Source organism: Winogradskyella sp. 3972H.M.0a.05 (assembly GCF_040493455.1).
GTDB lineage: Bacteria > Bacteroidota > Bacteroidia > Flavobacteriales > Flavobacteriaceae > Microcosmobacter.
Map to the genome: position 1 here is coordinate 254,354 of NZ_JANFDA010000003.1, position 11,888 is coordinate 266,241.

Sequence of the window (11,888 nt, forward strand, 5' to 3'; positions counted from 1 at the left end):
GTTAGATTATAGATTAGCAAAAAAAAGAGAAATTTGAGTTTCTCTTGTAGGTTTTTAAGCATGACAAATATGTGAACAAAATTCTTAAAAAAAAAATCAAAATCTATTGAATTTTAAAATTTTTTTTCCCATGTTTAAACCGACACAAAATACAATTTTTTTTTCATTATTAGTGGTAGAAAATTATCATTCCAGTGAGACCCAAATAAGAATCCGATATGGAGAGACCGACCAGATGGGTGTTGTGTATCACGGTAATTACGTTCAATATTTTGAGATTGGAAGAACAGATTGGTTACGCCAATTTGGTTTCACCTATAAAGAGATGGAAGAGAATGGTATAATGCTTCCCGTTATATCACTAGCTGTAAGCTACAAGAAACCTGCATATTACGATGATCTCATAACGGTTGTAACGCGTTTGAAGAAACGACCAAAAGCTAGTATAGAATTTGAGTATGAGATTTTAAATGAGAAGAATGAAATAATAGCTACTGGAGAAACAGCTCTGGCTTTTATTGATATTGCTAGGAATCGCCCTACAAGATGTCCGGATTATATTTTAGACCAACTGCAAATTTAATCGTTAAGTGAAGTAATATCGACTTCGAAAATGGAGTTGAAAAGTTCAAAAATTCTTTCAGAATCTTTCTTTCTGACGGAAATTTTTATGCTACAAGTTAGTTCCATCTCCTGACTAACAATTGGTAGTTGATTTTCTTTGATCATTCGCATCACAATATTGAGTTTATTGTAATTGAATTTTAGAAGATAATAGTGGTCTATGGTGCGTTCAATTATTTTAGATTCTTCCAAAGCCATTTTAGCTCCAGTGCGATACGCATTAATCAAACCACTAACTCCTAATTTCACACCACCGAAATATCTAACCACAACTACTAAAACATTGGTGACATCGAAAGATTGAATTTGTCCATATATAGGCATTCCAGCACTGTTGTTAGGTTCACCATCATCATTAGCTCTGTAGGTAATGAATTCGGTACCGATTTGCCATGCATAGCACCAATGCCTTGCAGAGTGATGTTGTTTTTTTAAATTCTCGATATTTAATTTGATCTCATCTTCAGAAGTTATTGGAAATGCGTAACCAAAAAACTTACTGTTTTTATCTTTAAAGAGTACTTCTTCGGAATTTGATTCTATAGTCTTGTAAGTATCTTTCATTCAGAATAAATCCGCATTAATGGTAAACATATCGATAACGTCTTCACTGGTTTCGTCAATGTTCCAAGTGAGTATGCCTAATGCTGCAGCAGCATCAGTATTTTGCTTCGTGTCGTCTACAAAGAAACATTCATTAGCAATAAGATCGTTGTCTCTCAAAACAAACTCATAGATATCAGCATTGGGTTTTCGATAACCTATCTCTTGGGACAAATAAAATTTATCAAAGCAAGATTTGAACGCTTCATAAAACGGTACATGCGCTTTGATGTAATCGATATGAAGATCATTCGTATTACTCAACAATAAGAGTTTGTACTTGCCTTCAGCTTTAAGTTTCTGAATAAATTCCAAACGATATTCTGGAAAATCTTTGATGAGGCTATTCCAAACCTTTTTCACTTGTTCCTTGGTAACATCATTACTTAGGTCACTGTAAAATGATAAAAATTCTTCAGTTGAAATAAACCCTCGTTCATAGTCATCGTTAACTTTAAAGATTGATTTATTAGCCGCCTCAGGCTTTTCAGTAATGATATCGAAGCCAAATAATGTTTTAGTTCTTTCTATAGTGCCTTGCTTGTCTAGATTGATAAAGACATCTCCAAAGTCAAAAATTAAGGTTTTAATCATTCTTGTAAATCTTTAATACGTCTCCTTTGATCAAATGTTCTCCAGTTGGTTCGCTAGATAACATAGGAGCATGGATGCCTTCTTCGAAATTAACAGGCCCATAAAATACTCGAGCTTCGTCCCAAAGGTTTTCGTTTATAAATGTTTGTAATGTTTTAGCACCGCCTTCAATAATTACTGATTGAATGTTTTCTTGGTAGAGATACTTACAAACTTGTTCAGCTAAAGGTTTGATAAAGTCAATTGTATTGTTTGATATTACTAAAGTCTCAGCCTCAGAATTAAATATGTTATAAGATTTTGAAAGGCTATTGTCTTTATCTAGAACGACTCTTACAGGATTTAGCCCAGTCCAATCCCTTACGGTTAAGCTTGGATTGTCTTCTAACACTGTATTGGCACCAACCAAAATAGCATGTTCCTCGCTGCGCCATTTGTGTACCAGTTGTCTAGAAGGTTTATTGGTAATCCAGACGGGTTGCTTGGAAGCTTTAGTTCTAGGCGCAATAAAACCATCCATGGTTTGAGCCCATTTCAAAATAATATACGGACGTCTCTTGTTGTGAAACGTAAAGAAACGTTTGTGATGCATTCTGCATTCGTTTTCTAAAACACCAACAACAACCTCACATCCAGCATTTTTTAGTCGTTCAATACCACGGCCAGCAACTTCTTCATTGTCATCAACACTGCCAATAACTACTCTAGGGATTTGATTCTTGATGATAAGGTCACTGCAAGGAGGTGTTTTGCCATGATGGGAGCAAGGTTCCAAAGTAACATAAAGTGTCGAAGCTTTGAGAAGTGATTTATCTTCTACGGAGTTGATGGCATTGACTTCAGCATGAGGACCACCATAAGGACTCGTATAGCCTTCTCCAATAATCTTGTCATCATGTACTATTACACAACCCACCATAGGATTGGGTCTTGTCGTCCCTAATCCTTTTTTTGCAATCGCTATGCAGCGTTTTATGTAATAGTCGTAACTTTTCAATTAAAGTTTAATTTTTACATCCTCTGTTTTATCAACTTCATAAGTGTGTGAAAACCCAAGAACCTTATATTTTATATCGCCTTTGTATTGTACTTTAAGTTTTTGAGATAATAGACTTCCTAATAAGCCTCCTATACTTTTATTGCTGATAATACTATCTGTTGGAATGCTGACTTCTAAAGGGATTGTAAATTCATCTTTAGCAGGGACTTTAAACTCGTCAGAGACTAGCGTAGCCATCTCCACATTATTCACATAGACTTTAATACTTTCAGTGCTAAGCTTCCCTCCAATGTCATTCGGGTTCTTAAACATAGCATCTGCAGTTATCTCAACAGTAATATTATCTGCATCCTTTATTTTAATATTTGAAACACCAATAAACTCTGGTTTTTCCTTTACACTACAGCTTTGAAAACTTAGTACAATTGTTAATAATAATATGAAATTCTTCATCTTCATTTTTAAGTAATTAATGTATCTTCACTGACCACAAATCTAAAGTATTTTAATGAGTGAATCTAGTATTAACATAAGAGAGATTAAACCAGAAGATAATGCCCAGATGGAAGCCATTATTCGTGGTTGTTTCCACGAATTTGGTTTGCCACTTGTTGGAACGGCTTATGAAGATAACGAAACCCCACGCATGTATGAAAGCTATCAGAAACCAAACGAAATTTATTTTGTTATAGAGGATGCTGGAGAAGTCGTTGGTGGTGCAGGGATAAAACCACTCAAAGATTTTGAAGGTGATGTGTGCGAACTACAAAAGATGTACTATTCACCCAAAGTAAGGGGGAAAGGGCTAGGTAAGATAATGTTTCAAAAGTGCTTAGATGCTGCTAAAGACTTAGGTTACAAGCAATGTTATTTAGAATCTGCTTCACAACTCAAAGCAGCAATTCATATATACGAACAATTTGGTTTCGACCATTTGGATGGGCCTATGGGAAACACAGGTCATTACTCTTGTGGTGTATGGATGATTAAAGACCTTTAATAGGATGCGATTAAAGGATGTTAAAGAGATATTTAGAAAGGAATTAAAAGGAATCTATGCTGAAGAAGAAATAGATAATTTCTTTTTTATGGGTGTAGAATCGTTCTATGATATCGATCGTTTGCGACTAGCGCTCAATCCAGAAATTTCCATAGCCAAAGCAGAGCAAGAACCTATCCTTGAGGCACTTCATAATTTGAAGCAACAAAAGCCTATTCAATACATTCTTGGTGAAACGGAATTTTACGGACTACCTTTCAAGGTAAATAGTCACGTTCTTATTCCGCGCCCTGAAACCGAAGAGTTGGTAGATTGGATACTAAATGATACTAGCTTATTTTCAGATGGAGAAACCTTGAGGATTTTAGATATTGGTACAGGTAGTGGTTGTATTATAGTGTCACTAGCAAAGCATCTTTCAAACTCAAAAACCTTTGCGTTAGATGTTTCTAAAGAAGCACTTCGTATAGCAACAGAGAATGCTTCAAACAATAATGTTGCTGCAGATTTTATGGAAGTCAATATTCTTGAAGAAGGGAATTGGGACTTAATATTTGAAGACATGGAGTTTGATATCATTGTATCGAATCCACCTTATGTGCTTCAATCTGAAAAAGAGTTGATGAAGCCCAACGTCTTAGAGAATGAACCACATTTGGCGCTCTTTGTTGAGAATGATGACCCATTGTTGTTCTATAAAGTCATTTCTAGGTTTGCTGATAGGTATTTAAGTAATAAAGGTTGTTTGTATTTTGAAATCAATGAGGTCTTAGGAAATGACACAAGAGCATTATTAGAAGCAGATGGATTTAAGAACATAGAAGTTCGAAAAGATATATTTAATAAAGACCGAATGGTAAAAGCAATTAAAGCATGAACAGTATCTCAGTTTTTTGTGGAAGTAGTTTAGGAAGTGATCAAACGATTATTGATCAAGCGTATCAGTTAGGCAGTCATATGGCCAATAAGAATATAACTCTCGTTTATGGAGGTGCTAAAATTGGCATCATGGGTACAGTGGCGCAAGGCGTCATTGATAATCAAGGAAAAACAATTGGTATAATTCCTCACTTTTTATCGAGCAAAGAGATTATCCATGAAGATCTTACTGAGTTGATTCAGACGCAAACGATGCACGATCGCAAAGTCATTATTTACGAAAAAAGTGATGGCTTTATGGTTATCCCTGGAGGATTTGGCACTATGGATGAATTCTTTGAAATTGCTACTTGGGGACAACTCGGGCTGCATGGAAAACCGATAGGTGTTTTGAATATTAGTGGTTACTACGATTTCCTTTTGAAACAAAGTAAAGTGATGGTAGAACGCGGTTTTCTAAAACAGGAAAACCTAGACGCTATTTTGGTAGACGATTCTATTGAAGGATTACTCGAAAAAATGCATAATTTTAAACCATTGCCAATTCCAAAGTGGTTGAATTTAGATAGGGTGTAAAAAGATGACAATAAAAGAACAAATAGAAAACCTAAGAGACGAACTTCGTCAACACAATTATAATTATTATGTACTCGATAATCCAACGATTAGTGATTATGAGTTCGATATGAAGCTAAAAGCACTTCAAAAGCTGGAAGCTGATCATCCAGAATTTTACGATGCTAATTCACCGACTTTAAGAGTAGGAGGAGAAGTAACAAAGAATTTCAATACAGTAGTGCACGAACATCGCATGTATTCTCTAGATAATTCATACTCAAAGGAAGATTTGGAAGACTGGGAGAAACGTATCAAAAAACTGGTTGATGGCGACATTCAATATACCTGTGAACTTAAGTACGATGGTGCTTCTATGAACCTTACCTATGAAAATGGAAAACTGTTGAGAGCAGTGACAAGAGGAGATGGTGTACAAGGTGATGAGGTGACAACTAATGTAAAGACTATTCGATCAGTACCATTACAGTTGAAGGGCGATTATCCAGGAAAATTCGACATCCGAGGGGAAATCATTTTACCCCTAGAAGGTTTCAATAAGATGAATGAAGCACGTGTTGCTGAAGGCGAAGAACCATACAGGAACCCACGTAATACAGCTTCTGGAAGTTTGAAGTTGCAAGATAGTGCTGAAGTCGCCAAACGCCCATTAGAATGTTTCCTATATAGTATAAAAGGCAGTAATTTATCATTCTCAACGCAGTTTGAAGGTTTAGAGAAAGCCAGAGCTTGGGGCTTTAAAGTACCCAATGAAGCCAAATTGGTTAATTCCATAGATGAAATTTTAGATTATGTCAATCACTGGGATACAGAGCGACATAACTTACCCTATGAAATTGATGGCGTAGTGATTAAGGTCAATAATCTATATCAGCAAGAGGAACTTGGATTTACTGCTAAAGCACCACGTTGGGCAATGGCTTACAAGTTTAAAGCCGAACAAGTTTCAACAACACTCAACCATATTTCTTATCAAGTTGGGCGGACTGGAGCTATTACTCCAGTAGCTAACCTAGAACCTGTATTGTTAGCCGGAACCATTGTAAAGCGTGCTTCTTTGCACAATGCAGATCAAATAGAAAAGTTAGATATCAGGGAAGGTGATGAGGTATATGTTGAAAAAGGAGGGGAGATTATACCAAAAATAGTTGGCGTAGACCTAAGTAAGCGTCCAAATGATTCATTACCAACTAGCTATATTACGCATTGCCCCGAGTGTGGTACAGAGCTTATCAGAAAAGAAGGTGAAGCACAACACTATTGCCCAAATGATTTAGGTTGCAGTCCTCAGATTATAGGACGAATTCAGCATTACATTTCTCGTAAAGCTATGGATATAGAAGGACTGGGAGGCGAAACAGTTGCTCTTTTGGTTAATGAAGCCCTTATTAGTAATTGTTCAGATTTATATGAACTAACAGTTGAAAAGGTAATTCCTCTGGAGCGAATGGCCGAAAAAAGCGCTGAAAACTTAATTAATGGGATAGAAGCTTCAAAACAGATACCATTTGAACGAGTACTATTTGCTTTAGGAATTCGTTACGTTGGTGAAACTGTAGCAAAAAAGCTGGCTAAGCACTATAAAACTATAGACGCCATAATGGCTGCATCTTTAGAAGATTTAGTCGCTGTAGATGAAATTGGCGAAAAAATAGCAGAAAGCGTTGTAGACTTCTTTCAATCTGAAGCTAGTACAAACATTATTGAAAGATTAAAGTCTTTTGGAGTACAATTACAGCTATCCGAAGAAGCTTTAGCAAATCAAACCGATACGCTAAAAGGTAAATCTTTTGTGGTTTCTGGAGTATTTGAAACGGTGTCAAGAAATGAACTCAAAAAGCTTATTGAAGATAATGGAGGCAAAGTTGGGTCTTCAATTTCTTCGAAAACAAGTTATGTGGTTGCAGGAGATAAAATGGGTCCAAGTAAGCGTACAAAAGCAGAGCAATTAGGTATTCCTATTATAACTGAGCAAGAATTTTTAGCATTTTTGGAATAATCTTACAAATGCATTTCGTCGATTATTTTATCACTTACTTGTAGCTAACTACCTGATTTATATATTTGTAGGGATTTTAACCCAAATCTAAGAGCATTTAAAGCATAGCTAAAATGCTCAATTTCGTAAGAAAAAACGTTAAATATGTTAATTTTTATCGATTAAATGCATTTTTATTCGTTTAATTGATATTTATTTCTATATTTGTCTTTGTAAACCTACTTATAAATGATAATTAATAAAGTTATAAAGACTTTCTTAGTTGCCCTAAGTGTACTATTTATATTCTTTCAGATTACTGAATTCGAATATTATGCAGATATATCTCGTACTGCATTATTTGTACTGCTTACAATCTTATTCCTAAAGGAAAAGGATTGCAACTGTAGGTTTTTCTTATTCTTTTTAGTTGCATTCACATTAGCTCAAGTTATAGGGCTACTATCTTGGTATATTGTTATTGATTATGAAACCACAGTAGATTACTTCTATTATCTAAGTAATGGGCTGTACATTCTGTCTTATGTATCACTGATATTACAAGTTATTTCTTCAATGAATGTAAGAGAGGTAATGTCGCGTTTCTTTATTCATATTTTTATACTCATCGTACTAGATATATTCTGTGTATCTATTGTAACTGGAACTACACAAGGAGTTCTCAATTATACAGAATATACAATTGAGTTTATCTATAATACTGTAATCATGGTATTACTATCTGTAGCATTGATCAACTTTATGTACAGAGACGATAAGAAAGCCATGAACATGTTAGTTGCATCTATATTTATCGTATTCTCTGAAATTATACAGTTGGCATATTTCTATATTGCAGAGTATAAAGAACTAAATGTTATCTGTTCAGTATTTTTAGTACTAGCCTTTGTATTCTTTTACCTTCAAGCTAGATTACAGCACGAAGAACAAATAGATTTTTTCGAAGAGCATTTAAAGGCTTAATTAAATCGCTTGCCCAATACCGGAATATCTTTTCGATATAAAAATAGAACGATTGCAGAAAGGATAAATGTGACTACAGCTGTGTAGAATAATACACCACCATCATTTTTTACTTCAATGCCCAGTTGGGTTAAATGCATCATAATTGCACCTCCAATAATTCCTAAAGTAAGCGTTGCACCAAGCCAAACAGTTCTAGGTACCAATAATAAGATACCAGCGATAAGTTCTAGCACACCAATAATGATACGACCATTAGGTTCTAGTCCAACAGTTTCGAAAATATAGACACTATCTGGATGGGCAGTAAACTTAAAACGTAAGGTTTGTATTAGAATAACAGCAACTATAAGACGTAATGCAAAAGGAATATATTTTTTCATGATTTGTTTTGTTTAATGATTCCTTTGACGAAAAAAATACACTCAGTTTACAAATCGATAAAAATTAAACAATAATAGTTGCACCTTCCGATGACTTTTCTCCAGAGCTATCAAAGAAGAAATCTATTCGACCTAAATACAAACCAAAACAGCCTACCTGATTCACCAAAGTGTTTTGTCCAACGGTATTTTTAACAATAGTTGGCTTTGGTAAGAACGTATGTGTATGACCACCAATAATGAGATCTATGTCTTTGGTTTGCTCAGCAATTTTAAGGTCAGAAATACGCTCTGGATTGTTGCTGTAATGATACCCAAGATGTGATAAACAGACTATAAGATCACACTGTTCATCTTCTTTTAAAATGCGTGTCATCTCTTGCGAAGTTTCTAAAGGATCATTGTAAACGGTTTCCTTATATAAGTTCTTATCTACTAAACCTTCAAGCTGAACACCCAAGCCAAATATTCCTATTTTGATACCATCTTTGACGATAATCTTATAAGGCTTTACATGTGTATCCAGGATGGTATTTTTAAAGTCGTAATTCGCTGAAACAAAATCAAAATCAGCATGAGGAAGCTGAGCATAAAGACCATCAATACCATTATCAAAATCATGATTACCTATGGTGGCTAGATCGTATTTCAGTTTACTCATCAATTTAAATTCCAATTCACCACCATAATAATTAAAGTAAGGAGTCCCTTGGAAAATATCACCAGCATCCAATAATAATGTATTTGGGCTTTCTTTTCTTATAGAGTCAATTAAACTAGCTCTTCTGGCCACACCACCTTTATTGGCATTTCTTCCATCTTCAGGGCCAAAAGGATCTATGTGGCTATGCACGTCGTTTGTATGCAGTATTGTTATTCTCTTTTGTTTTGGAGCGAAAGATTGCATACCAAGCCCACCCATTCCTACTAAGGCAGTTGCAGCTGCTGTATGTTGTAAAAAATCTCTTCGTTTCATAAGTCTATTTTAATTGAATGAACCTTTCATCTGCCACTGGGCTTATCGTATCCACCTTTTTGAAATAATCAATCAAGGCATTTCTAATTTTATAATCTAAGACATATAAGCTATCATTAGTTTGAAAAAACGTCATGCGATCACCACCATTGTATAAGTAGTCATTCGTAGCAACCATATAATTTTTGTTATAGTCCACAGGTTCTCCTTGAATTTTTGCAGAGGCAACAAAAAACTCTCTGTCCAAGACTAGTTCTAGATTAGACACAGGATGTGCTCTTTTAGCATTTGCCAAATATTTCAAAAGTTCTTTAACCTGTTCACCTTTAAGGTCAACTACAACAATAGAATTTTCGAAAGGCATGACTTCGTAAGCTGTTCTTGTTGTGACATTACCCTTAGAAATAATTGATCGTATACCTCCATGGTTTAGTAATACAAAGTCAATATTATCTCCAGTCCTTGACTTAAAAATAGGGCTGGCTTGCTCATATACAATATCGGCCATTAAGTTACCAATGGCGGTATTAAACTCGCCATCAGTTTTTGAGTAAGTATCGACAGAATAGGCTAGTACACTATCTAAATCATTGTTTACATGCTCCCGGAAAGGTTTTATAAATGCTTCAATAGAGTCATCTGATTTTAATGCATCAGTAATTTCGATGCGTTTTCCCTCTATTCTATTTAGCTGATAGTCTTGTTTACAAGAGACAATCAAAACAATACTAGAAAGAAGTATAAGTTGTTTAAAATTCATTTAAAAACTGTAATTAGGTTAACAAAAATTTGCAATTGCTTTTGCTAAATTTGTCGAAAGGATAAATATAAATGATTTTAAAGGCTTTCAGGGAAAAATCCAATCAAAAATACATCAACAGTTTGTTAAACTCAAGAAAGGCTGTGTTTACAAATGATAAGGTGAAAACTATAGGTGTGTTATTGAACCTTGAAGAGTATGATGATTTTGAATCTTTTCGTTTGTATTTCAAAGAGTTAGGGCTTACATCTCCTAAGTCGAAAGTTGCTGCTTTTGTGAATGACGAAAAGAAAATCAACAACCTTTGGGATACCTATTTTATTCCTAAAAATTTTGGATGGAAAGGAAAGGTCAATAGTATCGACTTACAGACTTTCCTAGATACCGAGTTTGATGTTTTGATAAGTTATTTTAAGTCAGATATTCTTGAGCTTAATCTTATCACTGCATTATCTAAGGCAAAATTCAAAGTTGGGCTATCTGGTGTCGATGAACGATTATATGATCTTATTATTGATGTTGAGGTAAGACAGCAAGAGGTATTCAAACTAGAATTAAAAAAATATTTAACTGTATTAAACAAATTGTAAATGACGAAGTTCAAAGGTACTGGAGTAGCCTTAATTACACCTTTTAAAGAGGATTCGAGTGTGGATCATGAAGCACTAGCCAATGTAGTAAACTTTAATATTGAAAATGGTATCGATTATTTGGTAATCAGTGGTACCACAGGTGAAAGCGTTACGATAACGAAAGATGAGAAAAAGGCTATTGTTGATACTATTGTCAAGACAAATGCAGGTAGATTACCTTTAGTGCTAGGTATAGGTGGAAATAATACAGCAAATGTCATTGATGAAATTAAATCTACAGACCTAAGTAACATTGATGCATTACTTTCAGTAGCACCTTATTACAGTAAGCCTACGCAAGAAGGCTTATACCAGCATTTTAAAGCCATTTCAGAGAACTCTCCAATTCCGATTATAGTTTACAATGTTCCAGGAAGGACTTCAAAAAATATGGAACCAGAAACCACATTGAGGTTGGCCAGAGATTTTGATAATATTATTGCTGTAAAAGAGGCAGGAAATAATGTTCAGCAATATCTTGAACTTATAAAGGATAAGCCAGAGGATTTTTTAATTATTTCAGGTGATGACGATTTAGCACTTGGCGTAGTTTTGGCAGGTGGAGCAGGAGTAATTTCTGTTATTGGACAGGCTTTTCCTAAAGAGTTTTCAAACATGATTAGATTGGGGCTAGATGGAAATGCAAAAGAATCGTATACATTACATTTCAAACTTATGGAGCTTACTGGTCTTATCTTTTCTGAAAATAATCCAGCAGGAATCAAAGCAGTAATGGAAGCTCTAGGATTATGCAAGGATACCGTTAGACTGCCTTTGGTTACTGCAACAAGCGAGTTAAAAGCACGTATCAGAGAAGCGATAAAGAAAGTGTAATAGCCTAGTAAAAGTTAAATTTTGCCTAAAAGCTTATTAACTCATCAAAGAACTATTACTTTCGA

At 34.8% G+C, this 11,888-nt stretch carries 15 protein-coding genes; 8 read left to right on the forward strand and 7 right to left on the reverse strand.

The genetic code is table 11. The features are described from left to right. Positions 1–130: 130 nt before the first annotated feature. Positions 131–583: an acyl-CoA thioesterase gene (locus tag NCE97_RS08130; RefSeq protein WP_353778529.1), complete on the forward strand. Its 453-nt coding sequence runs from the start codon at positions 131–133 to the stop codon at positions 581–583. Here the strand turns inward: NCE97_RS08130 and NCE97_RS08135 are convergent. The 4 genes from NCE97_RS08135 to NCE97_RS08150 are packed head-to-tail and all read right to left on the reverse strand — an operon-like array spanning position 580 to position 3,274. Then, positions 580–1,188, reverse strand: coding sequence for an IMPACT family protein (locus tag NCE97_RS08135; protein ID WP_353778530.1), 609 nt, complete (start codon positions 1,186–1,188; stop codon positions 580–582). The two genes, NCE97_RS08130 and NCE97_RS08135, sit on opposite strands and share 4 nt — an antisense overlap. Then, positions 1,189–1,821 carry an HAD family hydrolase gene (locus tag NCE97_RS08140; RefSeq protein ID WP_353778531.1) on the reverse strand — a complete coding sequence of 211 codons (633 nt, stop codon included), beginning with the start codon at positions 1,819–1,821 and terminating at the stop codon, positions 1,189–1,191. Next, positions 1,814–2,818: a bifunctional diaminohydroxyphosphoribosylaminopyrimidine deaminase/5-amino-6-(5-phosphoribosylamino)uracil reductase RibD gene (gene ribD, locus NCE97_RS08145; RefSeq protein ID WP_353778532.1), complete on the reverse strand. Its 1,005-nt coding sequence runs from the start codon at positions 2,816–2,818 to the stop codon at positions 1,814–1,816. The genes NCE97_RS08140 and ribD overlap by 8 nt, the downstream gene beginning before the upstream one ends. Continuing rightward, on the reverse strand, positions 2,819–3,274 hold the full coding sequence (locus tag NCE97_RS08150) for an LEA type 2 family protein (RefSeq protein ID WP_353778533.1): 456 nt from the start codon (positions 3,272–3,274) through the stop codon (positions 2,819–2,821). Between the two features lie 55 nt (positions 3,275–3,329). Between NCE97_RS08150 and NCE97_RS08155 the strand changes: the two genes are divergently transcribed. From NCE97_RS08155 to NCE97_RS08175, 5 genes are all read left to right on the forward strand, one after another. Then, positions 3,330–3,821, forward strand: a complete 492-nt coding sequence (locus NCE97_RS08155; protein ID WP_353778534.1) for a GNAT family N-acetyltransferase — start codon at positions 3,330–3,332, stop codon at positions 3,819–3,821. A 4-nt stretch (positions 3,822–3,825) separates the two neighbouring features. Then, positions 3,826–4,698: a peptide chain release factor N(5)-glutamine methyltransferase gene (gene prmC, locus NCE97_RS08160; protein ID WP_353778536.1), complete on the forward strand. Its 873-nt coding sequence runs from the start codon at positions 3,826–3,828 to the stop codon at positions 4,696–4,698. Next, a complete protein-coding gene (locus NCE97_RS08165) occupies positions 4,695–5,276 on the forward strand; it encodes an LOG family protein (RefSeq protein WP_353778537.1) in 582 nt (193 codons plus the stop codon). The genes prmC and NCE97_RS08165 overlap by 4 nt, the downstream gene beginning before the upstream one ends. 4 nt (positions 5,277–5,280) lie before the next feature. Next, the gene (ligA, locus tag NCE97_RS08170) at positions 5,281–7,275 is read left to right on the forward strand and encodes an NAD-dependent DNA ligase LigA (protein ID WP_353778538.1); all 1,995 of its coding nucleotides are present in this window, start codon (positions 5,281–5,283) and stop codon (positions 7,273–7,275) included. Positions 7,276–7,503: 228 nt separating this feature from the next. After that, positions 7,504–8,238 (forward strand): hypothetical protein, encoded by a 735-nt coding sequence (locus tag NCE97_RS08175; protein ID WP_353778539.1) that lies wholly within the window; start codon positions 7,504–7,506, stop codon positions 8,236–8,238. Here NCE97_RS08175 and NCE97_RS08180 read toward each other — a convergent pair. From NCE97_RS08180 to NCE97_RS08190, 3 genes are all read right to left on the reverse strand, one after another. After that, a complete protein-coding gene (locus tag NCE97_RS08180) occupies positions 8,235–8,621 on the reverse strand; it encodes a DoxX family protein (RefSeq protein WP_353778540.1) in 387 nt (128 codons plus the stop codon). The two genes, NCE97_RS08175 and NCE97_RS08180, sit on opposite strands and share 4 nt — an antisense overlap. A gap of 64 nt (positions 8,622–8,685) precedes the next feature. Further along, entirely contained in the window at positions 8,686–9,597 is a 912-nt protein-coding gene (locus tag NCE97_RS08185; RefSeq protein WP_353778541.1) for a metallophosphoesterase, read from the reverse strand. A gap of 4 nt (positions 9,598–9,601) precedes the next feature. Then, a complete protein-coding gene (locus tag NCE97_RS08190) occupies positions 9,602–10,357 on the reverse strand; it encodes a 5'-nucleotidase C-terminal domain-containing protein (protein WP_353778542.1) in 756 nt (251 codons plus the stop codon). Between the two features lie 71 nt (positions 10,358–10,428). Here NCE97_RS08190 and NCE97_RS08195 point away from each other — a divergent pair, with 71 nt between their 5' ends. Beyond that, positions 10,429–10,947: a DUF6913 domain-containing protein gene (locus tag NCE97_RS08195; protein WP_353778543.1), complete on the forward strand. Its 519-nt coding sequence runs from the start codon at positions 10,429–10,431 to the stop codon at positions 10,945–10,947. Further along, positions 10,948–11,823, forward strand: a complete 876-nt coding sequence (dapA, locus tag NCE97_RS08200) for a 4-hydroxy-tetrahydrodipicolinate synthase (RefSeq protein ID WP_353778544.1) — start codon at positions 10,948–10,950, stop codon at positions 11,821–11,823. Positions 11,824–11,888: the final 65 nt, after the last annotated feature.